This is a genomic window from Halomonas sp. 5021, from assembly GCF_036663435.1.
Lineage (GTDB): Bacteria > Pseudomonadota > Gammaproteobacteria > Pseudomonadales > Halomonadaceae > Vreelandella > Vreelandella janggokensis.
The window spans coordinates 462,647-488,244 of the sequence record NZ_JAXOVU010000001.1 but is presented as its reverse complement, the minus strand read 5'-3'; the positions used below and the strand labels follow the sequence as shown (position 1 = coordinate 488,244).

The following is a 25,598-nucleotide window of genomic DNA, read 5'->3' as shown; positions in this document are numbered from 1 at the left end:
GGTCGTCTTGGCGCAGCCAGCTCGCCTACCTACACTCAGGCTAATAACCGGGCAACTCGGTCCGCCCCAACACCTTTAATCCATGGAGAGCACAATGGCCAGAGTGCTTGTGGTCGATGACGAACCCAACATCTTAATCTCGCTTGAGTTTCTTATGCAGCAAGGAGGCTTCGAGGTCATGACGGCAGAAGACGGCGAACAAGCACTTGTGCATGTGCAACAAAGCAAGCCGGATCTAATCTTGCTGGACATCAGCTTACCGGGTATCAGTGGGTTCGATGTACTGGAGCAATTACGCCAAGCCCCCGACACTGCAACACTCCCCATCATTATGCTGACCGCCCATGGCCGCGAGGTGGAGCGGGAAAAAGGCATGGCACTGGGAGCTGATGATTACATTACCAAGCCTTTCTCTACCCAGGCACTGGTCGAAAAAGTCAACGCACTGCTGACAGGAAACAACCCATGACAAGAGGTGGGCTGCCCAAACGCCAGCGATTGATTGGCCTGTGGCTTCTGCTTAGCGGCATCAGCCTGCTGGGCGGGGCTGTCTTTGCTGCGTGGTTGGATGCCCAATTGGCGCCAAGTGGGGCGACGCGAGTCGCCTTGTGGCTGGGCAGTTTCTCTGGCGGCGCCACGATTTTCCTGGCGGGGTTGCTGCTTGAACGCATGCTGTTCACCCCCTTGCGCCACCTGCAGGTCCAATTGGCACGCCTGGTGGCCAACCCCGATGCTCGAGATGAATACCCGCCCGAAGGCTGGCTAAAAGGCTTGGGGCCAGACCTTAAGCGGGTCCGCGAGAGCTGGCGTGAAGACCGCAGTCGCCTGGCCACGGCGCATACCGAAGGCGCGCGCAGCGCCGCCAAAATTCGCCAGGAGCTTGAAACCCTGCTGCAGGTGCTCGAAACACCTCTCCTGCTATGTGACCATCATCGTCGGGTGATGCTGTTCAATCAGGCAGCCGAAGACTTTTTCGCCGATAATACCGGCCTCGGCCTGGGCAAACGCCTGGAAGCGCTCCTGCCGGTAGCGAGCTTGCAGCAGGCGATCAGCCAGCTACCCAACGATGGGGCCCCCCGTGAGCTGCTTTCTCCTTGTGACAACCGCTGGCTAAAGGTCATTTTACGCCGCGTCCCGGGTAGCGATGGCGAAACGTTGTTGACGTTCAGTGACGCGACCGCCTCCTGGTCGAACGAAATGGGGGTAAGAGCGGAGCTTGCTGACATGTTGACGCCCCTTCGCCAGCATACCGCGAGCCTGACCAGTGCCGCGGACGCGCTGATCCAGCTTCGTCATCAAGGCGACCTGGAAACCTCATCGCTACGCCAACGTCTTGAACGCGTCATCCAGGAGGAAGGCGCCACACTTGGCGACAACGTTGCCCAAATCGGCCAGCTACTGGATGCCATGCAGCATCAGGGCGAACGCCTGACCCCCATGTGGTCAAACGACTTCTGGCAAGCCCTGGACGAACGCCTTGACCCCGAGCACCGCCTGATTACCCCCGTCGGCATGCCTGCCTGGTTCAAGGGCGACGCGCCGGCTCTGATTGCGCTGTTTGATTCGCTGGTCAAGCATCTCAATGCGCACCTGCCCGACAGCGGCTTTGAGGGCGAGATGTGCCTGGGTAATAAGCGTGTCTATCTAGACCTTATCTGGCAGGGCAAGGCGTTACCCGAGCATGAGCTGGCCGAGTGGCGGCAACAACCGCTGCCTTCTCTGCCGCTGAGCCCCATCGTTTCCGACGTACTGCGCCAGCATGCCAGCGATATCTGGAGCCTGACCGACGATGATGGCGTTCATGCCCGCCTGCGCCTTCCGCTACCCGCCATGGACCGTGTAGGCGCCCCACGGGAAACCGCCCCGCCGCGCCCTGAATTCCATGACTTTGGGATTGCCGACCTGCCACCGCCGGATGAAGCTCTCGCCAGCCGCTCGCTGCGCAGCCTGGATGTGGTGGCATTTGATACCGAAACCACCGGGCTTGAACTGCGCCGAGGGGATACCGTGATCAGCCTTGGGGCCTGCCGCGTGGTTAACGCACGCCTGCTGGCAAGCGACGTCTTCGATCAAAAAGTGGATCCCAAGCGGCCTATTCCGCTGGCCAGTACCGCCATCCACGGCCTTACCGATGCCGATGTGGCCGGCGCGCCCCCCCTGGATATTGTGCTTAGCCGTTTTCGCGACTATGTCGGTGAAGCGGTACTGCTGGCCCATAATGCCGCTTTTGACTTACTCGCCATCAGTCATCAAGGGGTGACCTTTGATCTCCCCGTGATCGACACCCTCCTCATCTCGCGCGCACTGGACGAAGCGCTGGATGGACACGACCTGGATAGCCTCGCCGAGCGCTACGACCTGGCCTTCCCGCCCGGCACACGTCACACGGCGTTGGGTGATGCGCGCGTCACCGCCGAACTCTGGCTTGCCCTGCTACCACGCCTGGAAGCCCGAGGCATCAATACTCTGGAGCAACTACTTGCCCTCCAGGCCAATGCCTTCGACCGAGAGGATGCCAGCGCCTCATGACACCTTCAGGCCCTCAATCACGCAAAACAGAACGCCTGGTCGCTCTAGTTGCCATTGCCTTGGTGCTGTTTTGCCCGCCGCTGATCATTGTGGTTGACCGCCTTCCCTCACCCCACATTGGCTGGCTATCCCTGTATCTATTTAGCGCCTGGGCAATCATCATCGGCCTGGCGGCATGGCTGATGGAACACCGTGCAGGCCGCTGACCATGCGCACTGACCCTATTATTCTGGGCACCGCCTTTGGTTATCTGGCCCTGCTGTTCGTGGTCGCTGCCTGGGGAGATCGTCGTGCAGAACAGGGCCGGTCACTGATCGGCTCCCCCACGGTTTATGCGCTTTCCATCGCCGTTTACTGCACTGCCTGGACCTTCTACGGCAGCGTGGGGCGTGCCGCCGAGCATGGGCCCAGCTTTTTGCTCATTTACCTGGGGCCCACGCTTGCAATGCTGCTGTCGCCCTTTATCATCCGCAAAATGGTGCGCATCGCCGCTCGCCAGCGCATCACATCGATTGCCGACTTTATCAGTGCCCGCTACGGCAAAAGCAGCAGCCTCGGCGCCCTCGTCGCCTTGATGGCCCTGATCAGCATCACGCCCTACATCGCCTTGCAGTTAAAAGCGATCACCGTCAGCCATGCGGTGCTGATCAACTACCCCGCTGCGGCCGACACCACCCTTGTCGATGAACACTTCTGGATGGATAAGTCGCTCTGGGTCGCTCTGGTTCTGGCCGTTTTCATCATCCTGTTTGGTACCCGCCACCTGGATGCCAGCGAACGCCATGAGGGCATGGTGGCAGCCATTGCGCTGGAGTCGATCGTCAAGCTGGTGGCGTTCATGGCCGTCGGCGTGTTCGTCGTCTTTGTCATGTTTGAAGGGCCTGGCGCGCTGTTTGACCAGGTGGCCGTAACGCCCGGCCTGGCCGGCAGCATGCGCCTGGATAGTGTGCCTGGCGGCGCGACCGGCTGGGTAGGCATGCTGGTACTGGCTTTTCTGGCCTTTTTAACCCTACCGCGCCAGTTTCAGGTCCTGGTTGTCGAAAATGTCGATGAGCAGCATCTCACCCGGGCAAGCTGGCTGTTCCCGCTGTATATGCTGCTGATCAATCTGTTCGTGATTCCCATTGCGTTGGCGGGACTGCTCCTGGGCGTGAGTGCTGGCGACCCCGACAGCTTTGTGTTGACGCTGCCACTTTCCGCCGGGCTGGAAGGGCTGCCCTTGCTGGTATTTATAGGCGGTCTCTCGGCCGCCACCGGCATGGTCATCGTCGAGACGATTGCGCTTTCCACCATGGTCAGCAACCAGTTGGTCATGCCGCTGCTGTTGCGCTCGCGGCGGCTGCACCTGAGCACCAAGGGCGAGCTTGCTGGCTGGCTGCTCGGCATCCGCCGGGTGGCCATTGTGCTGATTCTGCTTCTCGGCTACCTCTACCATGCGCTGATTGGCGACTCCTATAGCCTGGTCACTATTGGATTGGTGTCCTTTGCCGGCGCGGCTCAGTTCGCCCCGGCGCTGCTCATCGGCCTTTATTGGCGTGGTGCCACTCGCCAGGGCGCCGCTGCAGGATTAATCGCGGGTTTCGTGGTCTGGTGTTATACGCTGCTGCTGCCAGGCTTTGCCCAGTCCGGCTGGTTGGATGCCGGATTGCTTACCGAGGGCCCCTGGGGAATCGCCTGGCTGATCCCCTATGGGTTATTCGGTCTCGAAGACTGGGATATTTATACCCATTCGCTACTCTGGAGCATGCTGGCCAACGTCGGGCTATTGGTGGGTGTTTCGTTATTTACCCGCCCCACACCACTTGAACAGACCCAGGCAGCACTGTTCACCGAAGCGATGCACCCCAACCTGCAAACCGCCCCACTCTGGCGAGGGCAAACGACGCAAGGGGCGCTTAGCGAGTTGCTCATTCGCTACCTAGGCAACCAGGCAACGCGGCGCGTCTTCCGTCAGAACCGCGCCGACAATGCCTTCGCAGCAGATGAGCCCGCCAACGCCGAGCTGATTACCCGCGCCGAGCAGGCCCTTGCCGGGTCGCTGGGCAGCGCCTCTGCCCGGGTTCTGATCAACTCGGTGGTACGCGGCGAAGCGCTGGATATCGAGTCGATTCTGAGCATTCTGGATACCACCTCGCAAACCCTTGAGTACAACCGCCGCCTGGAGCAAAAGTCCCAAGAGTTGGCGCAAATCGGCGAAGAATTACGCGCTGCCAATGAACGGCTGCGCGAGCTGGACCGATTGAAAGATGAGTTTGTCGCCATGGTCAGCCATGAACTGCGCACACCGCTCACCTCGATCCGCGCCTTTGCGGAGATTCTGCGTGATAACAGCGAGCTACCCGACGAAAAGCGCCAGCACTTTCTGGGCGTCATCGTTCATGAAAGCCAGCGACTATCCCGCCTGATAGAAGAGATTCTGGATCTTGCCAGATTGGAGAGCGGCCGCTTAACGCTTAACCCGGTGCCTCTTGACCTGGCTGCGCTGGCGCGGCGCAGTGTGGATACCATTGCACACCTGCATCAAGAACGCGGGATCAAGCTTGAGATGAGTCTTGAGGCTGACCCGGCCATGGTGATCGGCGATCAGGACCGCCTGGAACAGGTAATCATCAATCTGCTCGATAACGCGGGCAAGTTTGCTGATCGCCATCAGCCCATGGTGCGCCTGAGCCTATACCGTCACCGCCATCATTTCCGCTTAAGCGTGGAAGATAACGGCGCGGGAATTAGCGTTGATGAGCGCGAGCGGGTATTTGAAAAATTCCATCAGATACAGCAGGACGGCGATATCCCCCACGGCCGCCCCAAGGGAAGCGGGCTTGGGCTACCCATCAGCCGGGGCATTATTGCCCATCTGGGTGGACGCCTCTGGGTTGAAGATGCCAGGACTCTGGGCGGTGCATGCCTGACACTGGAGCTGCCGCCCGCCCCTGATCACCCTACGACGACAGAGTCATCGGCATAATCCCACCGCTTGCTAGGCCGCTCTCACCTGCTTTACAAACGCCTTGATCTGCTGGAGGTCGAACTTTAACAGCAGTTGCTCATCTTCGCGCAGACGGTGCACATCAATCCAGCCGTCAGCAACATGGCCGCCCGCCTTGTTGTATCGCTGCTGATCCAGTAATCGCTGCTGTAAGCGCTCAAAGGCTGCCAGGAGCATGTCTGATTGCGACGCTGTCAGCACCTCTGCGGCATGGCTGAGCGCAACCAGCCGTTCCCGAGTGCCTATTTCATGGCGTTGGTGGCGAACACAAAGCAAGCGCACGGCACTGATCAGCGGTATTAACCCCTGCTGTTTCAGGTTGACAGCCTGCTCGTGGGGTGCCGCAAGACCGGGGCTTGAGGCGATCCGCCCTAAGCGATCCAGCGCCACCGGCAGCTCGTCAAGCAATGCGGCCATCTCGTGCATGAACAGGGAGGCCTTGGGCAACGTCGCCGCGATGCTTTCAGCCAGTTGTTCTGCCAGCGCGGGATTGCCCGCAACCGGTGAAAAATCAAGCAGAATATTAGTCTGCTGTACCCGTTTTACCCGCCGGTCGGCACTCCAGATTGACAGCTGCGCGCGCCATTCGCTCAACCGCTTGCGCCACATCGGCCAGCGCGCCATCACGTGGCCTCGGCACAGTGGTATACCTGCCTCGTCCAGGCGATTGGTAAACCGCTCGCCTAATGCTTGAAAGTAGCCGTCGATCTCGACGTGTCGATGGTCGGGATAGTCGTCAATAATCAGTGCGTTATCCTGGTCGGGACCCAGTAAACTCTCGTAGCGCGCTGCAGAGCCTAACAGCAGGACGCAGTAGTCGACTGGCGGTTCCCCCCAGCCTTGTGCGCGCATTTCGTCAAGCGATAGCGAAATCGCCTGGCGGTAAAGCATGGCGTTATGGTCACTGATCACCTCACTAATGCGCCAGGCTGGCAGATCGTAGCGAACCAGTGATTCAGCCAGGGACAGCTGCCACGCATGCGCATCGGCTAACGAGGTAAGCGGCGAAGAAAGATGGGTTGAAAGGTGGCTCAACGGCGCGGTGAGCGCCGATAGCTTGAGCGTCCCGTCATCAGTAAACAGGGAGCGCCAGGGTGAGGCTTGGTGGACAACCCGCATACGCCTCTCCTTAACGTTACAGCCGCCTCTCCGTCACCGGCCACCTTCGTGGCGTGGGTCGGGCTTGAACATGTCGTCGCCCACTTCATCAATGTAGCGCTGGGCTTTGGTGATCATCATGGCGTCGCAGGCATCGCGGCTGGGCAACATGTCCGAACGCTCAAAGCGGTGCTCAAGATCCTCGCCCTCGCCCTGAGGACGGCTGATCAAACCGCTCACCCGATACTGGCCACTCTGGTTATCGGGCTGAGAGGTGATCATGTAGCCTTTATATTCGACGGGGTCGGCCGACTGGGTTTTACCCGTGGCGCCTTCCTGACCGCCACCCAACAAACCTGAGAGTAATTTTTTTAACATTTTGACTCCTCGCGTCCGGCAGGCGGCAAGCCACACTTGCCGCCCAACCAGCCCGTTAGCTCTGTTGACGACCTTTACCAGCCGCAATCCGCAGACGCAGCGCGTTCAGCTTGATAAAGCCTTCAGCGTCTTTTTGATCGTAAGCACCGGCGTCGTCTTCAAAGGTGGCAATCGACTCATCAAACAGCGACTGCTCTGACTGACGGCCCACCACGATGGCATTGCCCTTGTAGAGCTTCATGCGCACAACACCCGAAACATTGTGCTGGGTTTCATCGATCGCCGCCTGAAGCATGCGACGCTCAGGGCTCCACCAGTAGCCGTTGTAGATGACTTCAGCGTACTTCGGCATCAACTGGTCTTTGAGATGGGCTTCTTCGCGGTCCAGGGTCAACGACTCGATCGCCCGATGGGCACGCAGCATGATGCTGCCCCCCGGGGTTTCGTAGCAGCCACGCGATTTCATGCCCACGTAGCGGTTTTCTACGATATCCAGACGGCCGATGCCGTTATCGCCACCCAGCTTATTGAGCTTTTCAAGCACTTCATGGGGTTTGAGGGCTTCACCATCAATCGCCACGATATCGCCTTTCTCGAACGTGAGTTCCACGTAAGTCGGCTGATCAGGCGCCGCTTCCGGCGAGACACTCCAGCGCCACATGTCTTCTTCGGCTTCCGCCCACGGATCTTCCAGAATGCCGCCTTCGTAAGAAATATGCAGCAGGTTGGCATCCATGGAATAAGGCGATTTTTTCTTTTTACTGGAAAAGTCGACGGGAATGTTGTGCTCTTCGCAGTACGCCATCAACTTTTCACGCGAAGTGAGATCCCACTCACGCCACGGTGCGATCACCTTCACACCAGGCTTAAGCGCATAACCGCCGAGTTCGAAGCGTACCTGGTCGTTGCCCTTGCCGGTCGCGCCATGGGAGATCGCATCGGCACCGGTCTCGTTGGCAATATCGATCAGGCGTTTGGCGATCAACGGGCGGGCGATGGAGGTACCCAGCAGATATTCGCCTTCATAGATGGTGTTGGCGCGAAACATTGGGTAGACAAAATCACGCACAAACTCTTCGCGCAGGTCTTCAATGTAGATTTCTTTGACGCCCAACGCCTCTGCCTTGGCGCGCGCTGGCTCAACCTCTTCGCCTTGACCGATGTCGGCGGTAAATGTCACCACCTCGCAGTTGTAGGTTTCTTGCAACCACTTAACGATAACGGATGTGTCCAGGCCGCCTGAGTATGCCAGCACAACCTTTTTGACATCGGACATTCTTGACTCCTTTTCTGAACAATTGCGCGCCAGACTCGCTAATCGCGGAATGGCTTACGTTGAAAAACACCAGTCACCAAGTATAGCGTTCTCAGTGCTCAGCGAATACCGCCAACGACGCCTTAAAAGGAAACTGCTAGAATCATCCACGAAAAGCGCTAACCGATTACTCGCAGACTAAGGAGAGCTGCATGAGCGAGGCGATTGCCCGCGAATTAATGGCCCAACGTTTTCGCAGTTACCTGCCCGTTGTCGTTGATTTAGAGACCGGCGGCTTCAATGCACAAGGCGACGCCTTGCTGGAAATTGCTGCCGTTACCCTGACAATGGACCCAGAAGGCAACCTTTTACCCGATGCCACTCATGCCTACCATATTCAGCCGTTTGAGGGGGCTAACGTTGAGCAGTCCGCGCTGGATTTCACCGGCATCAATCTGGATGACCCCTTACGTCAGCAGGTCGCGCTGAGTGAAGAAGAAGCCTTGGGCGAAATTTTTCGTCCTATTCGCAAATCGATTAAAGCCCACGGCTGTTCGCGGGCTATCCTGGTCGGCCATAACGCGGCATTCGACCATGGTTTTTTAAATGCGGCTGCCAACCGCTGCGGTGTCAAGCGCAACCCCTTTCACCCTTTTTCCAGCTTCGATACAGCGACCCTGGCGGGATTGGTCTATGGCCAGACCGTTCTGGCGCGCGCCTGCCAGGCAGCGGGTATCGAATTTGATAACAAAGCGGCTCACTCGGCACGCTACGATACCGAACGCACAGCAGAGCTGTTCTGCGCCATGGTCAACCGCTACAAGGATTTAGGCGGCTGGCAGTTGGCCCAACGCGAACAGGCTCTGGATAGCGGCGACTAGCCGTATGCAGGCCTTAGCGCTTTACGCTAAACTTCGCCCACTTATTACGCTTTCCGACTTTCAGGAGATGAGACGTTTCCATGGCTCAGTATAATGCCTTCTACGCCCAATCAGGCGGTGTCACCGCTGTGATCAATGCCAGCGCTTGCGGCGTCATCGAAGCTTGCCGACAAGCCCCCGACCAGATTGGCAAGGTCTATGCCGGTCATAACGGCATTATTGGAGCCCTGACGGAAGACCTCATCGATGTCACCCAGGAAAGCGACGACGCCATCGCGGCCTTGCGCCACACCCCGGGGGGTGCGTTTGGCTCTTGCCGCTACAAGCTTAAGGATATCGATACCCACCGCACCCAATACGAGCGCCTGATCGAGGTCTTCAAGGCCCACGATATCCGCTATTTCTTTTATAATGGCGGGGGTGACAGCGCCGACACCTGCCTAAAGGTCTCACAGCTTTCCGAAAAGCTTGGCTATCCGCTGACCGCGATTCATGTACCCAAAACCGTCGATAACGACCTGCCGGTTACCGACAACAGCCCAGGGTTTGGCAGTGTGGCGAAGTACATCGCCACCTCAACTCTTGAGACGTCGTTGGATATCGCCTCAATGTGCGCCACATCGACCAAGGTGTTTGTACTTGAAGTGATGGGTCGCCACGCTGGCTGGATCGCGGCGGCAGGCGGGTTAGCCGGTGAAGGTGCTGGTGAGCCCCCCCATCTGATTGTATTCCCGGAAATTCCTTTCAACCGCAAAGCGGTCATGGAAAGGGTCGAGCAAAGCGTCAAGCAGAATGGCTACTGCGTTATCGTGGTGTCGGAAGGGGCACGCTACGAAGACGGCACCTTCCTGGCCGATGCGGGCAACACCGACGCTTTTGGCCACCGCCAACTGGGCGGCGTTGCCCCTACGCTGGCAGGCATGATCAAGCAGGATCTGGGGTACAAATACCACTGGGCCGTTGCGGATTACCTGCAGCGCGCTGCCCGTCACCTGGCGTCTAAAACCGATGTAGAACAGGCCTACGCGGTAGGTCGCGAAGCGGTATCACTGGCACTGGCGGGCAAGAACGCCATGATGCCAGCGATTCGCCGTATTTCTCAGTCACCTTATCAGTGGGATGTTATCTCTGCCCCGCTCTCCCAGGTGGCGAACCAGGAAAAGTTCATGCCCCGCGACTTCATCAGCGAGGAAGGCTTCGACATTACCGACACGTGTCGCGACTATCTTTCACCGCTGATTCAGGGCGAAGATTTTCCACCGTTTGAAAACGGCCTGCCGAAAGTGGCCAAGCTGAAACTGGCCAAGGTAGAACGCAAGCTGCCTGTTTTCACGCTTTAACCGTTCGCTGATACCTGTAGGTTGATACACAAAAAGCCCGGGAGTCTCCACGACGCCCGGGCTTTTTGTCAGCTCAACGGCAAAGAGCGAGCACTAACGCAACAGCCAGGACAACACAAGCAGCAAGAGCAGAATACCGGCAACACCCTGCCAGAAATGGCGTGGCTCTTTGCGTTCTTTCTCGCCCGGTGTCCGTTTACCCAATGGCAGCCGCAAGGCATGCAGAAACTCGGATAACCGCCTGAAACGCAGTGATCGTTGAGGGTCCAATGCGCGCCGCAAGGCCTCATCAAGCTCCGGCGATATTTCCGGATTAGTGGTGCGTGCATTGCGGTAGCTCAGCCCTTCCAGGTCGGTATGACTGCGCAGCCGGTTAGGCGTCAGGCTGTAAGGCAGTTCGCCCGTCAACAACCAATATACGGTCGACGCCAGCGAGTATTGGTCGCTGCGCCGCCCGACGCTGTCCCCGAGGGCATACTCGGGGGCCGTGTGCTCATTGAAGCCCACTTGCCTTAACAGCTCGCCTGAATGGCGATGGCCGTCAACCTCGCGCATGTGGCAGGCACTGAAGTCGGCCAGGACGACCTTCCCGTGCGGGTCGATCAGAATATTATCGGGATTGACTTGCTGATGCAGGATGTCGCGATGGTGCAATGCCTGAACCGCTTTGCCCAACTGATTGGCGATATCCAGCCGCTGGGACAGGTTTGCCTGGGGATGGCGCTCGGCCCACTGACGCAGGGTCTCGCCCTCAACATGCTGCATCAGATAGTAAAGGTAACGCCGCGGCCGTGACGGCTCAACAACCTTGACCACGAACGGCGAGTTGACCCGCTCTACCACCCACTGCTGGAGCAGAAAGTGCTCTAGATAGGCATTACGCAGCGAAAGCTCCGGGCTGGGCGCCTTCATGACCATTTCCCGCTCTGAGTAGACATCGCGCACACGGTATATGCGTGACTGGGCCGTACGCGACAACACCGCCAGCACCTCCAGGCCATCCAGTCTCGCCCCGGGGGCCAGTTCCGGCGGTATCGGCAATTCGCCATATAACTGACCGGGATGGTCGCTGCTTTCTTCAGGCAGTTCATCGATGCGTACCAACTGGAAACAGAACTGGTCACCCCCATAGCCGCGATCCTGAGCGCGTTGTTTCGCTTCATTGGCAAGGCGTTCACAGGCCGCATCTAGATCGCTGGCATCCTGGCGGATCAGTCGCACGTAGTCGGAAGGCAGCAAGGTGCCCCCCACGGCCTGGGTCGTAAACAGGAAAAGGTCGCCCTGCTTCATGGGCAGATGGGAGTAGTCAATATCCAGACTGCCATCCATACCCAGCGCCCGTGATGGATAGCGATACCCCCCAAGGTCCGTGACGTGGTCACGGGTCAGTTGTTCAAACTCGGCCCCTCTCAGGCGAAACACCAGGGTGTCACCCATATGGAACAGGTGGGCATCGCGTTCACGGAAGATCAAGGCCGACAGCGATGATACGAAGCTGCCATTCTGCACATGCTGGCTTTGACCATAACACCAGCTGTTGAGCGCTCTTAGTACACGCGTCGCCGAGGTTTTTACATCCCAGTGATCAGGTGTTGAAAAATAATCGGCTAAAAACCCCCTTACGCTTAAATCGCCTGCCTGTTTGGCCAGGGTATTGCGCGCCAGCGAGTCGCTAATGACCGCGCAACTCCCTTTAGCCTTGAGCAAAGGCGGCTCGGGGAAGCGTACCGACATGGAGCTGCGGTGCAGGCGCCGATCCGGGGCAACAAATGCCTGACCGTAACTGATCAGCAATTGGGCATGGGCCAAGTCATCCTCCTGAGCATACAGCATTGGCAACTGACATCACTGTCTAGGACTTCCTATGATACACACTGGAGATACTGAACGATGCTCGCCAAACGTCGTGACCTTATCAAGCTTGCCGTGCAGTCCGATCGCAGGATGGCAAACGCTTTGTCGTCGCAACACCTATGTCGCATTGGTAATCTTGCGGCCATGTTCGTATAATCCGGTGTTATTCATACAGCAACTTCGATTGCCTAGCCATTGTACGACCAAGGAATTAACGATGAACTTCGACAACATCCCCGCTGGTAAGGATCTGCCCAACGACTTGTATGTGGCGATTGAAATTCCTGCCAATCATGCGCCGATCAAATACGAGATCGATAAGGACATGGGGGCCCTGCTGGTCGACCGCTTTATGGCCACCCCCATGTTCTACCCGGCCAACTACGGTTTTATTCCCCACACCTTGGCCGACGATGGCGACCCGCTGGACGCACTTGTCGTCACTCCACATCCGGTGCAGCCCGGCAGTATCATTCGTGCACGCCCCGTCGGCATCCTGAACATGACTGATGAAGCCGGGGAAGACGCCAAGCTGGTATGTGTCCCGCACCCCAAGCTTAGCTCGCTCTATGACGACGTTCAGGAAGTCACCGACCTGCCCGAATTGCTGCGTCAGCAAATTGCCCACTTCTTCGAGAATTATAAAGATCTGGAAAAAGGCAAATGGGTTAAAGTCGAGTCCTGGGAAGGTGTCGATGCGGCACGCAAAGCCATTGAAAAATCGGCAGCGGCCTACCAAAAAGCCTAAGCGTACGTGATGAACGGGGCCACCTTCGGGTGGCCCCGTTTCGTTGACGGTCAGCATTCTCCCTGAAGCCCGTTGCCAGCGCGCCACGTTGCGTTATGCTAGCTGCTGATATGACGTTATCGACCAAGGACACATTTTGCACACGATTCGACGTTTAGGTCTGTTGCTTCTGCTCGGCACGCTACCATTATTTGCCCAGGCGCAGTGGTTCTCTTCAAGCGATCAGAACGACGACTTTCTACCCGTCCTGGAAGCCTTTCAACCCACCGCCTGGCATGACGGCGACACGCTCTTCGTGGGCGTCGAAGTCGCTGACGGGTATTACCTCTACCGGCACCAGTTTGCCGTGGAAAGCCTGACGAACAAGGTTCGCCTGGGTATGGCCGAACTGCCCGAGGGTACCTTCACCAATGATGAGTTCATGGGTGACGTCTATATTTTCCGCGACCAAGTGGTCATGGAAGCGCCGTTGGAAAGTGACTTTTCAGGTCCGCTGGATGTCGACTTCACCTTCCAGGGCTGCGCCGATGCCGGGCTTTGTTACCCGCCGGAAACCATCGCACTGAAGGCTACCGAGAGCCAACCGCCACGCGCATATGCCGACTGGGAGACCGGAGCGAACGCCGACGAAACGCCTCCCGCATCGCCTGCGGACGCGTCGAATAACGCCACCGATGCGGCAACGGCTGCCGACTCGACGGTGGCATTGAACAACAGCGCTGCAACCCTTGGCGCGCCACAAAGCGAGGACAGCCGCTTCAGCCAACTGATGACCGATGCCAGCCTGCCGCTGGCGCTAGGGCTTTTCTTCCTGGCCGGCATCGGACTGACATTCACACCCTGCGTATTGCCGATGGTGCCCATCCTGTCTTCGATCATCATCGGTCAACAGCCCTCACGTCCCCGTGCGTTCATGCTGTCGGCCAGCTATGTACTGGGTATGGCCATGACCTACGCTGGCGCGGGCGTGCTGATGGGCCTCTTTGGGGCCGGCCTCAACCTCCAGGCACAGCTCCAGTCCGCGCCGGTACTGATCTCCTTTGCCATTCTGTTCAGCGTGTTTGGCATGGCAATGCTTGGCGCCTTTGATTTACGCCTTTCACCACGCCTGGCGCAACGCGTCGATGCCTGGCAGACACGAGCACAACGCAGCGGCCCGGCTGGCCTGGCACTGGCAGGTGCACTCTCGGTCCTGGTGGTGTCTCCCTGTGTAACGGCACCCTTGGCCGGGGCACTGGTGATCATTTCCACCACCGGTGATGCGCTGATGGGAGGTGCCATGCTATTTGCACTGGGCATGGGAATGGGCGTGCCGCTATTGCTGGTCGGCACCTTCGGCGCCACTCTGCTGCCACGTTCCGGCGCATGGCTTAACGGGGTCAAAATGGCTTTTGGGCTATTGCTGTTCGGGGTGGCAATCTGGATGGTAGAACGCCTGATAGCACCGTCAATTGCCCTGCTGCTCTGGGCGGGACTTGCCATTGGCACCGCCCTCACACTGGGCGCCTTGCAAACCCATACGCCATCGGGCTGGGCTAAAGCGCGTCAAACGCTGGGCCTTATCCTGCTGACCTGGGGCATCGCCCTTACCCTTGGCGCTGCCTTGGGCTCGCATAATCCGTTGCGCCCGCTAAACATCCAGACGACCAACAAAAGCGACGCTCAAGGACCATTGGCTTTTAAGCATTTGGACAGCTTGCCAGCACTCAACAGCGCCATCGACACAGCTGAGACAAAGGGCAAACCCGTCTTCGTTCATTTTACGGCTGACTGGTGCATCTCATGTCGCCAGTTGGAGCGCAAGGTCTATACTGACCCCGATGTCATTGAGCAACTTTCAGGCTTTGAGCGCATTGCCGTCGATGTCACCGATACCAATGAGCAAAGTCGGCAACTATTGAACCGCTACCAGCTTTTTGGCCCACCCAGCCTGCTCTTTTTCCAGAATGGTCAGGAGGTCCGTGCAGCGCGCATACAGGGCGATATCAACGCCGCCGACTTTGCCCAGCACCTGCGCGAATTGGCGCGCTGGGAAGAGAGTCGCCAGGCAGGCAACGGTTAGATATTGAGGCGTCCTGTCGCGAACGCCGTCAAACGACCGTTTAAGAACAGCCTTATGTGCCAGGCATGTGATAACTGGACATCGATAACGTTTTTCGGCACACTTCGCCACCATATTGATTGAACTTCTGCTTTTATAAGCAGTAAAAAAGGGTAACGTTCGTCATCATGCGGCGTTCTCTACATTTTATAATTTGGTTTACTGCGCTATTGACGCGTGATGAACACACCACTCTCAACGATAGTGATGGGGCTAGGTAATGGATATCCGTAAAGTCAAAAAACTGATTGAACTGCTTGAAGAATCCAATATTAGCGAGATTGAAATCCAGGAAGGCGAAGAGTCGGTTCGCATCAGTCGTCATCCCAATGGGGGCACCTGGCACCCGCAGTCAATGCCCCAGTACGCTCAGCCTGCCCCTCAACAGCAACCTGCTGCGCCTGCGACTAACGCCGCAACGCCTGAAGAAGAGCCCGCTCCAGGCAACAGCTATCGCGGCGAAGCCATCAACTCGCCGATGGTCGGTACCTTCTATCGCAGCCCCGCGCCTGGCGCCAAATCCTTTGTTGAAGTCGGCGATACGGTCAAGCAAGGCGATACGGTGTGTATCGTGGAAGCCATGAAGATGATGAACCAAATTGAAGCCGACCGTGACGGCGTGGTGGAAGCCATTCTGGTAGAAGACGGTGAGCCGGTGGAATTCGATCAGCCAATGATCGTCATCGCTTAATCCTTCATTTCAATACGGGTGGACTCTCCCATGCTCGACAAGGTACTTATCGCCAACCGCGGCGAGATTGCCCTACGTATCCTCCGGGCCTGTAAAGAGCTAGGCATCAAGACCGTGGCGGTTCATTCCAAGGCGGACCGCGAACTCATGCACGTACGCCTAGCCGACGAGGCGGTATGTATCGGTCCGGCCTCCTCTGCTCAGTCCTATCTTAATATTCCGGCATTGATCAGCGCAGCGGAAGTGACCGATTCCAGCGCCATTCATCCCGGCTATGGCTTTTTATCCGAAAACGCCAACTTTGCCGAACAGGTAGAACGCTCAGGCTTTACGTTTATCGGCCCCCGCGCTGAAACCATTCGCCTGATGGGCGATAAAGTCAGCGCCATCGAGTCAATGAAAGCGGCTGGCGTCCCCACGGTTCCAGGCTCGGACGGCCCACTTGGCGATGATGATGAAACCAACCTTGCGACCGCACGGCGCATCGGCTATCCGGTTATCATCAAGGCAGCAGCCGGTGGTGGCGGGCGCGGTATGCGTGTCGTGCATACCGAGGGCCACCTGCTTTCCGCGATTACCGTCACCCGCACCGAGGCCCACTCCTCGTTTGGCGATGGCACCGTCTACATGGAGAAGTTTCTCGAAAACCCCCGCCATGTGGAAGTTCAGGTACTCGCCGACGGCCAGGGCAATGCCATTCACCTCTTTGACCGTGACTGCTCGTTGCAGCGTCGCCACCAGAAAGTCCTCGAGGAAGCGCCAGCTCCCGGCATCGACCCTGACGCGCGTGCCAAGGTGCTGGAAGCGTGTCGCCAGGCATGCGTGGAAATCAACTACCGGGGCGCGGGTACCTTCGAGTTCCTCTACGAAGACGGCAACTTCTTCTTTATCGAGATGAACACTCGCGTCCAGGTCGAACACCCTGTCACCGAGATGGTGACCGGCGTGGATATTGTCAAGGAACAGCTGCGCATTGCCTCGGGCATGCCGCTGACGATCCGCCAGGAAGACGTTGTATTGAACGGCCACGCGTTCGAATGCCGCATCAACGCGGAAGACGCGCGCACCTTCATGCCGTCACCCGGTAAGGTAACGCTTTACCACGCACCAGGTGGCCTTGGCGTGCGTATGGACTCGCACATGTATACCGGCTATACCGTCCCGCCCCATTACGACTCGCTGATCGGCAAGCTGATCACCTGGGGAGAGGACCGGGAAATTGCCCTCACCCGCATGCGCAACGCACTGGATGAGCTATTGGTTGAAGGCATCAAAACCAACATTGATCTGCAAAAAGACCTGGTGCGCGATAGCTACTTCCGCCAGGGTGGCGTCAATATTCACTATCTAGAAAAGAAACTCAGCAGCTAACACACGCTGAGATCGATCATCACGGGATGGCCATCGTCATCCCGCTTTTTTTGCTGCTGCGGAGACCCGGAATGCCCTGGCTTCAACTCAAAGCGCACGTCCCGCCCGAGCAGGCAGAACTGCTGGAAGAATTACTCCTTGAAGAAGGCGCGACGGCAATTGGGCTTCAAGACGCCCAGGATGACCCGGTATTCGAACCCGAACGCGGCACAACGCCTCTATGGCAGGACACTGTCGTCACCGGGCTATACGATGACCTCGAGGGCATTGACGCCATGCTTGCGCGCATCGAAGCCGCCTGGTCGGAACAGGTACCGGACGAACCCTGCCCGGCCATTGACTATGAGCTACTCGCAGACCGCGATTGGGAACGCGAGTGGATGGAAGACTTTACGCCACTGCGTATGGGAGAAAGGCTCTGGATTGTGCCAAGCTGGCACGAACCACCCGAGTCCGATGCCGTCAACCTGGTCCTTGACCCGGGCCTGGCGTTTGGTACGGGTACCCACCCGACCACGGCGTTGTGCCTTGAATGGCTTGATAGCCTGGCAGTCAAGGGGCAACTCGCTGACCAGTCTGTGCTGGACATTGGCTGTGGTTCGGGCATTTTGGCCATTGCCGCATTAAAGCTCGGCGCGGCCCATGCCGATGGTACCGATATTGACCCCCAGGCACTGCAGGCCAGTCGTGACAACGCCGAGCGTAATCATATCGACGAAACAGCACTGGCACTCTGCTTTCCTGAGCAACTCGTCAAAAGCCGCTACCCGATTGTCACCGCCAATATTCTGGCGGGTCCGCTGATCGAAATGGCATCAACGGTTGCTGGCCACGTTGCCCCTGGCGGTCACATTGCCCTTTCGGGCATTTTGGCCAACCAGGCCGATGATGTCATGCAGGCCTATCAGCAACAGGGGCTCAGCATGGATGCGCCTGTCATGCGGGAAGGCTGGGTACGCCTTACCGGACATCGCCTCATTTAATCTGTCGCTGACACTCAGGCCGCCTTCACCCCGCCGTCGAGTAAGCGTATCATACGCGTCCTCGGGCGGCCTGACGGTCGTTAACCGCAACATCAAAGCGCCAACTGCCATGACCCTAGCAACACCACCACTCAAGATCGGCCCACACGCCCTGCCGAACCGGGTCATATTAGCGCCCATGGCGGGGGTGACCGATCGTCCTTTCCGCCAGCTGTGTCGACGGCTCGGGGCAGGCTGGGTAGTTGGCGAGATGGTCACTGCCGACCCCAATCTATGGCATACACGCAAATCAAAATTGCGCATGGATCATCGTGGCGAACCCGCCCCCAGGGTTGTGCAAATTGCCGGGGGCGACGCCGAGATGCTCGCCCAGGCAGCCCGGCTCAATGCCGATCTTGGCGCACAGGTAATCGACATCAACATGGGCTGTCCGGCCAAAAAAGTCTGCAATAAGGCAGCAGGCTCAGCGTTGCTTCGCGACGAAAGACTGGTTGGCGAGATTCTTGACGCCGTCGTCAACGCCGTCGATATTCCTGTCACCCTTAAAATTCGCACTGGATGGTGTGCTGACTCCAATAACGGCGTCCGTATTGCGCGTCTTGCAGAGCAAGCAGGCATTCAATCGTTGGCAGTTCATGGCCGACATCGCGAGCAGCGCTATACTGGATGGGCAGAGTACGACACCATTGCCGATATCAAGTCACGACTGGGCATTCCGGTGATTGCCAACGGGGACATCACCACCCCGGAAAAAGCGGTAGAGGTGCTGCACTACACGCAAGCAGACGCCGTTATGGTCGGACGGGCCGCCCAGGGAAATCCCTGGATTTTTGATCAGATTCAGCACTTTCTGGAACATGGTGAGCACCGCGCTCAACCCAGCCTGGAAGAGCGCCGCGGCGTGCTCATTGATCATTTAAACGCCCTTCATGGCTTTTATGGCGACACCATGGGCGTGCGCATTGCGCGTAAGCACCTTGGCTGGTACCTGGGCGAAGATGCCCGTTTCACTCCAGCTCAGCGGCGTGATTTAAAGCAACAATTCAACGGATTGGCCACTACCGAAACACAAGTCAACTGGATCAATGACGCCATGGCACCCGATGCCATCAAGCGTCTGCTAGCCAAAGGAAGCTATGCAGCATGACCGAACGCGATCTTGACCTTGTTTCCAGCGACAGCGCGTCAGACAGCCATACACGCCTCAACGGCACACTGGCAGACTCCGAGGCCAATATGCCGCCGCAGCCTCTTCGAGAGGCCGTGGAAGCTGCGATGCGTCGCTACTTCGAGCATCTCGATGGCAGTCAGGCGAGCGACCTGTATGCCATGGTGATGGCCGAAGTAGAGGCGCCTTTGCTCGCCTGCGTGCTTGAGCACACCGAGGGGAATCAGACCCGTGCGGCGGATGTACTGGGCCTCAACCGTGGCACGCTGCGCAAGAAACTCAAGCTTTATGGACTTATTGAAGGCGACGCCCCAACACCCTGAAGGCGTCATTGACTTTTCATTCTCTACTCTGCACACGAGCACCCTCATGGCTGATAGCACTGCGACCCCTGTACGCCGCGCCCTTTTGAGCGTTTCTGATAAAACCGGCATCGTTGAATTTGCCCGCGGCTTGTCCGAGCATGGCGTGGAGCTTCTGTCCACGGGCGGCACATTCCGCCTGCTACAGGAACACCAGATTCCGGTTAAGGAAGTTAGCGAACACACCGGCTTCCCCGAGATCATGGATGGCCGCGTCAAGACACTGCACCCCAAAATCCATGGCGGCATTCTCGCCCGCCGCGGCCAGGATGACGCGGTCATGGCGGAGAACGACATTACCCCGATTGATATGGTCGTGGTAAACCTCTACCCCTTTGCTGCCACCGTCGCCAAGCCGGACTGCACGCGGCAGGACGCCATCGAAAATATCGATATCGGTGGCCCGACCATGGTCCGCGCCTGCGCCAAGAACCACGCGTACACGACGATTGTCGTCAACGCCGACGACTATCCCCGGGTGCTGGGTGAGCTCGCCGCTCAGGAGGGGTATGTCAGCGAAGCCACCCGCTTCGACCTCGCGGTAAAAGCCTTTGAACACACCGCAGGCTACGACGCTGCCATTGCCAATTACCTGGGACGCCAGGTCGAGGCAACAGACGCCGATTTCCCAAGGACGCTAAATCTGCAACTGCACAAGAAACAGGCCATGCGCTACGGTGAAAACCCGCACCAGCAGGCTGCTTTTTACGTGGAGGAAGGAGCCAACGAACCCGGCGTGGCGACGGCAACAATGCTGCAGGGTAAGCCGCTGTCGTACAACAATGTCGCCGATACCGATGCTGCCTTTGAGTGTGTCAAAGAATTCGATGACACCGCCTGCGTTATCGTCAAACACGCTAACCCCTGCGGCGTTGCGATTGGCGCCACCGCCCTTGAAGCCTACGACAAAGCCTTTGCGACCGACCCTACCAGTGCGTTTGGCGGCATTATCGCTTTCAATGTGGCGCTCGATGCCGACACGGCCCAGGCAATCGTCGATCGCCAATTTGTAGAGGTGATTATCGCCCCCGGCGTCAGCGCCGACGCCGCTTCCATTGTGGCAGCGAAGAAGAATGTCCGGCTACTGGATGTCAGCGCACATTGGCCCAGCGAAACCAAGCCCGCCTTCGACTTCAAGCGGGTTAACGGTGGCCTGCTGGTTCAAGAGCGTGACGACGGCATGGTAACGCGTGATGCCCTGACGGTGGTCAGTGAGCGCGCTCCGTCCGAGCAGGAACTGCGTGATCTCTCGTTTGCCTGGAGGGTCGCCAAGTTCGTTAAATCCAATGCCATCGTGTACGCCCACAGTGGCCAGACAATAGGCGTTGGCGCGGGACAGATGAGCCGTGTCTATTCCGCCAAGATTGCGGGCATCAAGGCGGCCGACGAGGGTCTCTCAGTGCCGGGTTCCGTAATGGCGTCGGACGCTTTCTTCCCGTTTCGTGACGGCATTGATGCCGCTGCGGCGGCAGGTATCACCGCCGTCATTCAGCCGGGCGGCTCAATGCGCGATCAGGAAGTGATCGATGCAGCCAATGAAGCCGGTATTGCCATGGTGTTTACCGGCATGCGTCATTTCCGCCACTAAGCCAGACTAGGGTCCCCGACAGCAAACAACCCTCATTGACGTGTTCAGTGAGGGTTGTTTCAGCTCAGGAAAAATGAAAAGCGGGGTTTAACTGAGATCAATACACAGATACTTGGTTTCCAGATATTCCTCCAAGCCCTGGTGACCCCCTTCGCGTCCCAGGCCGGATGCTTTCACACCGCCGAACGGCGCCGCTGCATTGGAAATCAGGCCGGTATTAATGCCTACCATGCCATATTCAAGCGCTTCAGCTACCCGCCAGACCCGCGACAAATCACGAGAATAGAAGTAAGACGCCAGCCCATATTGAGTGTCGTTAGCCATTTCAATGGCCGTCTCTTCGTCATCGAAGGGAAAGACAGCCGCCAGCGGGCCAAAGGTCTCTTCATGGGCGACTTTCATTTCATTCGTGGCAAAGCTGATCAAGGTTGGGCTGAAGAAGTTACCTCCCAAGGGGTGCGGATACCCGCCCAGTAACAGCTCTGCCCCATGGTCGACAGCGTCCTGGACGTGCTCACTGACTTTCTGAACACCATTCTGGTCAATCAACGGCCCGATGTTGATATTTTCCTGAGTGCCATCGCCCACATTCAGCTCGCTGTTCATCGCCACGGCGAGCTTTTCGCAAAACGCATTGATGACGCTGGACTGGACCAAAAAACGGTTGGTGCAGACGCATGTTTGCCCTGCGTTACGAAACTTGGCAGCCATGGCGCCGTCAACCGCCGCATCCAGATCGGCATCTTCAAAGACGATAAAGGGAGCGTTGCCGCCCAACTCAAGCGATATTTTCTGCACATGCTCGGAAGCCTGCGCCATCAGCTTGCGGCCAACTTCGGTCGAACCGGTAAAGGTAATCTTGCGCACTTTAGGTGACTGGGTCAGCGCTTCGGCAATGTCAGCAGCGCTCCCCGGTACAACGTTGAAAACGCCGCGGGGAATACCGGCACGCTCCGCCAGCATGGCCAGGGCCGTGGCCGAAAACGGCGTCTGGCTCGCTGGCTTGACCACAATGGTACAGCCAGCCGCCAGAGCAGCACCCGCCTTACGGGTAATCATCGCCGCCGGGAAATTCCAGGGGGTGATGGCACCGACAACGCCAACAGGCTGTTTGGTCACCACAATACGCTGGTTGGCCTTGGCGGCAGGAATGGTTTCACCGTAGACGCGCCGAGCTTCTTCAGCGAACCAGCGAAGAAAGCTCGCCGCATAGGCAATTTCACCCGCCGCCTCTTTCAGTGGCTTGCCTTGCTCGTGGGTCATCAGCATGGCGAGATCGTGCTGATGTTCCAGCATCAGGTCATGCCACTTCAATAACAAATCCGCCCGCTCCTGGGCAGTCAGCGAGCGCCACGCGGGAAGTGCTGCATCAGCCGCTTCAATGGCCCGTTCGGTTTCCGCTTTCCCCAGCCTTGGCATATCGCCCACTATCTCACCGGTGGCCGGGTTAAGCACGTTGATCTGGTCACCGCTGTCGGCCGCTACCCAACTTCCATCGATATAGGCAAACGGACAGTACAGCTGTGTCTCTTTAAGCGCTTCCATGACAGACTCCTGCCCCGGATAAGGGACTCATCAGCAAAATAACGTATTCATGCTATGACGAAACAGGGTAACAGACCAACCGTAATACAGTATCGTGTCGCACAGGGTTAATTGACCAGCGTCAAGAACTCCTGACGCGTTGCCTGATTGGCCCGGAAATCGCCCAGCATGACGGATGACGTCATACTCGAGTTTTGTTTCTCGACGCCACGCATCATCATGCAAAGATGACGCGCTTCAATTACCACGGCCACCCCACGCGCCTGGGTGACCTGCTGCACTGCCTCGGCAATTTCCCGGGTCAGGTTCTCCTGAATCTGCATGCGTCGGGCATACATATCGACGATACGAGCAAATTTGGAGAGCCCCAACACGTTACCGTTCGGCAGGTAAGCGATGTGACACTTACCAATAAAAGGCAACAGGTGATGCTCGCACATTGAATACAGCTCGATATCCTTGACCAGCACCATTTCGTCAGTCTGCGACTCAAAAACGGCACCGTTGACGATTTCCTCCAGCGACTGATGATAGCCATGCGTCAGGAACTGCATTGCTTTTGCTGCGCGAAGAGGGGTATCTCTGAGCCCTTCACGCTCGGGATTTTCCCCAAGTGCGCTGATGATCTGTTGGTAATACTGGGCGATATCATCCGTCATGGTAAGCCTCGTCAAAAATGTCGTGCACGATCAATATGGCTCCATCGCGCTAAAAAGAGTCGGCCATAGGCCGCCATGGCAATGATTGGACGCAATCCAGACACAACCATGTACAGAAAATATACTTTAAGTAAGGTATGTACAATAAAATATTAACATAACGCAATAAAAGCGTGCATCTTAGCGCACCTAAGCGCTGGGTGGCAGCTTGGCTTGATCCGGCATCCCGCTATGCGCGTGATAGAAAGACACTATGCCAACCACTGCGGCTTTTTTAGTATTAGCAATTGTTGCTCAAGTTGCCGGATATGCTGATCCCAGTACCCTTTATCAGCGACCCAGGGAAACGCTAACTGGAAGGCAGGGTCTTGCCAGCGAGAGACCAGCCAGGCGCTGTGCCTTATCAACCGGTAGGCACGCAGTGGTTCAATCAGCTCTATCTGCTGATGGGGAAAGGGCCGCGTTTCTTCGTACCCTTCGACAATCTCACTCATCTGACGCTGCCACTCAACGGGCTCATTCGCCGATAGCAGCATCCAGATATCCTGGATCGCTGGCGCCATCAGGCAATCATCAAAATCCACCAGTGAAAACTGCTCATCGCGCCCCAGAATATTGCCCAAATGACAGTCACCGTGACAACGTATCATTGTTTCATCACCCCATTGATAGGGACGAAGCGCTTTCAGCATGCGGGTAATGACGCTTTCATAACCCCGACGCTGGTAACGATCCAAACGCTGGCTATCGAAGACCCGTTGCTGAGCATCTTTCACTCCTTCCACTAACTCCAGACGTGGACGATGGATAAAAGTGCCCTTGCTTGACGACTCGTGCAACTGCCCCATCAGTTCACCAAGCGCGAAAAGGTGGGCATCATTGTCCAACTCGGGGGCCTGTCCAGGGCAGTGGCGGAATAACGCAAAACGATACCCTTCATAGCGATGCAGGCTTTGCCCGCGACGATCACGCCAAACGGTGGCCACCGGCACTCCGGCCTGGCTAAGCTCGACAAGAAAATCGTGCTCTTCCTGGATAGTGGCGTCCTGCCAGCGTTCTGGACGATAGAACTTGATAATCCATTGACCGCCTTGCTCATCGCGGAACATCATCACGCGGTTCTCATAGCTGTTTAGCGCAAATGGTTCCGACGTTGGCCATATATCCAACGACTCCACCGCTGACATCACAAGGCCAGGAGAAAGCTGGTGAAAAGCATGCGTCATGGTGTCTCCAGGGATCAATCAGTAAAAGCGTATCATCGACGAGGGCATCGTGCTGTCAGGCGTCATCAACCACCAGAGGTGTGCGCGCCGCCGCCCACACATCAACACGCTGCGCTCCAGCCCGGCGCAATGCCAAAGCGAGTGCATGGGCCGTAGCCCCCGTGGTGACAACGTCATCAACAATCGCGACATACGCAGGCGGCGGTTTATCAATCACGAAAGCACCCGCCAGATTGGCAAAACGCGCCTGCCGGTTCAAGCGGCGCTGCGAAGGCCCCTGCTTGAGTCGACGGGCTTCGAGCACGGGCAAGCCGCTTCGCTTGGCGAGCTCGAAAGCCAACCAGTGCGCTTGATTGAACCCGCGGTCGCGAGCGCGCTCTGGTGTCATTGGCACGGGCAGTATCGCATCAAAGGGTGGCGACGGCAGGCTTTGTTGCATTAACTCACACAACAACATGCCAGCCCGAGGCCGGGCGTTAAATTTGAAATCGCGCACCAGTGCATTAACGGGAAATTCATAGCGTAACGCCACATAAGCAGCCTCGAAGGCAGGCCGCTTACTGAGGCAATGCCCGCACAAGAATTGGTGATCGTTCGTTAACTGATCACCACAGCACGGACAGGCAGGTCTATTCCAGGGCAACTGCTCGAAACATTCCGAGCACCAGCTTGCGTCCCCTTCAAGCGGTGCCAAACAAAACGCACAATAACCCGGCAGTCCACGTTTTAGCAGAGCACTACCGGCAGCTACCCAGCGTTTCAATCGCATGAGCACTCCTTGGCTGGCGGCTTGTACACTTTATCATTGACTTTATATAAAAGATTGATAGTATAC

22 protein-coding genes are annotated in these 25,598 nt (G+C 57.5%); 14 read left to right on the top strand and 8 right to left on the bottom strand.

The features are described from left to right. Positions 1-94: 94 nt before the first annotated feature. Genes R3F64_RS02415 through R3F64_RS02400 form a run of 4 tightly spaced genes read left to right on the top strand, consistent with a single transcriptional unit; the run spans position 95 to position 5,494 of the window. On the top strand, positions 95-469 hold the full coding sequence (locus R3F64_RS02415) for a response regulator transcription factor (RefSeq protein WP_085919545.1): 375 nt from the start codon (positions 95-97) through the stop codon (positions 467-469). After that, complete coding sequence (locus tag R3F64_RS02410) at positions 466-2,529, top strand: 3'-5' exonuclease (RefSeq protein ID WP_268901373.1); 2,064 nt, start codon at positions 466-468, stop codon at positions 2,527-2,529. The genes R3F64_RS02415 and R3F64_RS02410 overlap by 4 nt, the downstream gene beginning before the upstream one ends. Further along, complete coding sequence (locus R3F64_RS02405; protein ID WP_085919543.1) at positions 2,526-2,735, top strand: hypothetical protein; 210 nt, start codon at positions 2,526-2,528, stop codon at positions 2,733-2,735. The genes R3F64_RS02410 and R3F64_RS02405 overlap by 4 nt, the downstream gene beginning before the upstream one ends. A 2-nt stretch (positions 2,736-2,737) precedes the next feature. Beyond that, positions 2,738-5,494, top strand: coding sequence for a sensor histidine kinase (locus R3F64_RS02400; protein WP_332609557.1), 2,757 nt, complete (start codon positions 2,738-2,740; stop codon positions 5,492-5,494). A gap of 12 nt (positions 5,495-5,506) precedes the next feature. On the opposite strand, the gene R3F64_RS02395 is transcribed toward R3F64_RS02400, so the two are convergent. Genes R3F64_RS02395 through R3F64_RS02385 form a run of 3 tightly spaced genes read right to left on the bottom strand, consistent with a single transcriptional unit; the run spans position 5,507 to position 8,267 of the window. Next, positions 5,507-6,634, bottom strand: coding sequence for a DUF294 nucleotidyltransferase-like domain-containing protein (locus R3F64_RS02395; RefSeq protein ID WP_332609556.1), 1,128 nt, complete (start codon positions 6,632-6,634; stop codon positions 5,507-5,509). Between the two features lie 33 nt (positions 6,635-6,667). After that, positions 6,668-6,991, bottom strand: a complete 324-nt coding sequence (locus tag R3F64_RS02390) for an HlyU family transcriptional regulator (RefSeq protein ID WP_085919540.1) — start codon at positions 6,989-6,991, stop codon at positions 6,668-6,670. A 55-nt stretch (positions 6,992-7,046) separates the two neighbouring features. Continuing rightward, the gene (locus R3F64_RS02385; protein WP_199283351.1) at positions 7,047-8,267 is read right to left on the bottom strand and encodes an argininosuccinate synthase; all 1,221 of its coding nucleotides are present in this window, start codon (positions 8,265-8,267) and stop codon (positions 7,047-7,049) included. 191 nt (positions 8,268-8,458) lie between these two features. Between R3F64_RS02385 and rnt the strand changes: the two genes are divergently transcribed. Then, positions 8,459-9,127 (top strand): ribonuclease T, encoded by a 669-nt coding sequence (gene rnt, locus R3F64_RS02380; protein WP_066320406.1) that lies wholly within the window; start codon positions 8,459-8,461, stop codon positions 9,125-9,127. Positions 9,128-9,207: 80 nt separating this feature from the next. Next, positions 9,208-10,467, top strand: a complete 1,260-nt coding sequence (locus tag R3F64_RS02375) for a 6-phosphofructokinase (RefSeq protein ID WP_332609554.1) — start codon at positions 9,208-9,210, stop codon at positions 10,465-10,467. 93 nt (positions 10,468-10,560) lie between these two features. Here R3F64_RS02375 and R3F64_RS02370 read toward each other — a convergent pair whose 3' ends face one another. Continuing rightward, positions 10,561-12,276 (bottom strand): bifunctional protein-serine/threonine kinase/phosphatase, encoded by a 1,716-nt coding sequence (locus R3F64_RS02370; protein ID WP_085919637.1) that lies wholly within the window; start codon positions 12,274-12,276, stop codon positions 10,561-10,563. Positions 12,277-12,538: 262 nt separating this feature from the next. Here R3F64_RS02370 and ppa point away from each other — a divergent pair, with 262 nt between their 5' ends. The 8 genes from ppa to purH all read left to right on the top strand — a co-directional run bounded on the left by ppa (position 12,539) and on the right by purH (position 21,333). Next, a complete protein-coding gene (gene ppa / locus R3F64_RS02365; RefSeq protein WP_085919537.1) occupies positions 12,539-13,069 on the top strand; it encodes an inorganic diphosphatase in 531 nt (176 codons plus the stop codon). A gap of 136 nt (positions 13,070-13,205) precedes the next feature. Continuing rightward, the gene (dsbD, locus tag R3F64_RS02360; protein ID WP_332609551.1) at positions 13,206-15,131 is read left to right on the top strand and encodes a protein-disulfide reductase DsbD; all 1,926 of its coding nucleotides are present in this window, start codon (positions 13,206-13,208) and stop codon (positions 15,129-15,131) included. Positions 15,132-15,390: 259 nt separating this feature from the next. Continuing rightward, positions 15,391-15,861 (top strand): acetyl-CoA carboxylase biotin carboxyl carrier protein, encoded by a 471-nt coding sequence (accB, locus tag R3F64_RS02355; protein ID WP_085919535.1) that lies wholly within the window; start codon positions 15,391-15,393, stop codon positions 15,859-15,861. 30 nt (positions 15,862-15,891) lie between these two features. Beyond that, complete coding sequence (accC, locus tag R3F64_RS02350) at positions 15,892-17,232, top strand: acetyl-CoA carboxylase biotin carboxylase subunit (RefSeq protein WP_085919534.1); 1,341 nt, start codon at positions 15,892-15,894, stop codon at positions 17,230-17,232. A gap of 71 nt (positions 17,233-17,303) precedes the next feature. Then, positions 17,304-18,215: a 50S ribosomal protein L11 methyltransferase gene (prmA, locus tag R3F64_RS02345; RefSeq protein WP_085919533.1), complete on the top strand. Its 912-nt coding sequence runs from the start codon at positions 17,304-17,306 to the stop codon at positions 18,213-18,215. A 109-nt stretch (positions 18,216-18,324) separates the two neighbouring features. Beyond that, entirely contained in the window at positions 18,325-19,362 is a 1,038-nt protein-coding gene (dusB, locus tag R3F64_RS02340) for a tRNA dihydrouridine synthase DusB (protein ID WP_085919532.1), read from the top strand. Next, positions 19,359-19,706 carry a DNA-binding transcriptional regulator Fis gene (gene fis, locus R3F64_RS02335; RefSeq protein WP_085919531.1) on the top strand — a complete coding sequence of 116 codons (348 nt, stop codon included), beginning with the start codon at positions 19,359-19,361 and terminating at the stop codon, positions 19,704-19,706. The genes dusB and fis overlap by 4 nt, the downstream gene beginning before the upstream one ends. Positions 19,707-19,752: 46 nt before the next feature. Next, positions 19,753-21,333, top strand: a complete 1,581-nt coding sequence (purH, locus tag R3F64_RS02330) for a bifunctional phosphoribosylaminoimidazolecarboxamide formyltransferase/IMP cyclohydrolase (protein ID WP_264823151.1) — start codon at positions 19,753-19,755, stop codon at positions 21,331-21,333. Positions 21,334-21,420: 87 nt separating this feature from the next. Here purH and R3F64_RS02325 read toward each other — a convergent pair whose 3' ends face one another. The 4 genes from R3F64_RS02325 to R3F64_RS02310 form a co-directional block, all read right to left on the bottom strand. After that, positions 21,421-22,878 (bottom strand): NAD-dependent succinate-semialdehyde dehydrogenase, encoded by a 1,458-nt coding sequence (locus tag R3F64_RS02325; RefSeq protein ID WP_085919529.1) that lies wholly within the window; start codon positions 22,876-22,878, stop codon positions 21,421-21,423. 107 nt (positions 22,879-22,985) lie between these two features. Beyond that, a complete protein-coding gene (folE, locus tag R3F64_RS02320; protein WP_085919528.1) occupies positions 22,986-23,537 on the bottom strand; it encodes a GTP cyclohydrolase I FolE in 552 nt (183 codons plus the stop codon). 251 nt (positions 23,538-23,788) lie between these two features. Next, positions 23,789-24,763, bottom strand: a complete 975-nt coding sequence (locus tag R3F64_RS02315; RefSeq protein WP_199283355.1) for a serine/threonine protein kinase — start codon at positions 24,761-24,763, stop codon at positions 23,789-23,791. Between the two features lie 55 nt (positions 24,764-24,818). Then, positions 24,819-25,532 carry a ComF family protein gene (locus tag R3F64_RS02310; RefSeq protein ID WP_268901380.1) on the bottom strand — a complete coding sequence of 238 codons (714 nt, stop codon included), beginning with the start codon at positions 25,530-25,532 and terminating at the stop codon, positions 24,819-24,821. Positions 25,533-25,598: the final 66 nt, after the last annotated feature.

Coding starts and splice junctions, on each gene's coding strand:
- fis (WP_085919531.1), top strand. CDS start 19,359: ATGACCGAACGCGATCTTGACCTTGTTTCCAGCGACAGCGCGTCAGAC.
- R3F64_RS02310 (WP_268901380.1), bottom strand. CDS start 25,532: ATGCGATTGAAACGCTGGGTAGCTGCCGGTAGTGCTCTGCTAAAACGT.
- accB (WP_085919535.1), top strand. CDS start 15,391: ATGGATATCCGTAAAGTCAAAAAACTGATTGAACTGCTTGAAGAATCC.
- accC (WP_085919534.1), top strand. CDS start 15,892: ATGCTCGACAAGGTACTTATCGCCAACCGCGGCGAGATTGCCCTACGT.
- folE (WP_085919528.1), bottom strand. CDS start 23,537: ATGACGGATGATATCGCCCAGTATTACCAACAGATCATCAGCGCACTT.
- R3F64_RS02325 (WP_085919529.1), bottom strand. CDS start 22,878: ATGGAAGCGCTTAAAGAGACACAGCTGTACTGTCCGTTTGCCTATATC.
- R3F64_RS02315 (WP_199283355.1), bottom strand. CDS start 24,763: ATGACGCATGCTTTTCACCAGCTTTCTCCTGGCCTTGTGATGTCAGCG.
- rnt (WP_066320406.1), top strand. CDS start 8,459: ATGAGCGAGGCGATTGCCCGCGAATTAATGGCCCAACGTTTTCGCAGT.
- prmA (WP_085919533.1), top strand. CDS start 17,304: ATGCCCTGGCTTCAACTCAAAGCGCACGTCCCGCCCGAGCAGGCAGAA.
- purH (WP_264823151.1), top strand. CDS start 19,753: ATGGCTGATAGCACTGCGACCCCTGTACGCCGCGCCCTTTTGAGCGTT.
- R3F64_RS02400 (WP_332609557.1), top strand. CDS start 2,738: ATGCGCACTGACCCTATTATTCTGGGCACCGCCTTTGGTTATCTGGCC.
- dusB (WP_085919532.1), top strand. CDS start 18,325: ATGACCCTAGCAACACCACCACTCAAGATCGGCCCACACGCCCTGCCG.
- R3F64_RS02415 (WP_085919545.1), top strand. CDS start 95: ATGGCCAGAGTGCTTGTGGTCGATGACGAACCCAACATCTTAATCTCG.
- R3F64_RS02395 (WP_332609556.1), bottom strand. CDS start 6,634: ATGCGGGTTGTCCACCAAGCCTCACCCTGGCGCTCCCTGTTTACTGAT.
- R3F64_RS02385 (WP_199283351.1), bottom strand. CDS start 8,267: ATGTCCGATGTCAAAAAGGTTGTGCTGGCATACTCAGGCGGCCTGGAC.
- R3F64_RS02410 (WP_268901373.1), top strand. CDS start 466: ATGACAAGAGGTGGGCTGCCCAAACGCCAGCGATTGATTGGCCTGTGG.
- ppa (WP_085919537.1), top strand. CDS start 12,539: ATGAACTTCGACAACATCCCCGCTGGTAAGGATCTGCCCAACGACTTG.
- R3F64_RS02405 (WP_085919543.1), top strand. CDS start 2,526: ATGACACCTTCAGGCCCTCAATCACGCAAAACAGAACGCCTGGTCGCT.
- R3F64_RS02390 (WP_085919540.1), bottom strand. CDS start 6,991: ATGTTAAAAAAATTACTCTCAGGTTTGTTGGGTGGCGGTCAGGAAGGC.
- R3F64_RS02375 (WP_332609554.1), top strand. CDS start 9,208: ATGGCTCAGTATAATGCCTTCTACGCCCAATCAGGCGGTGTCACCGCT.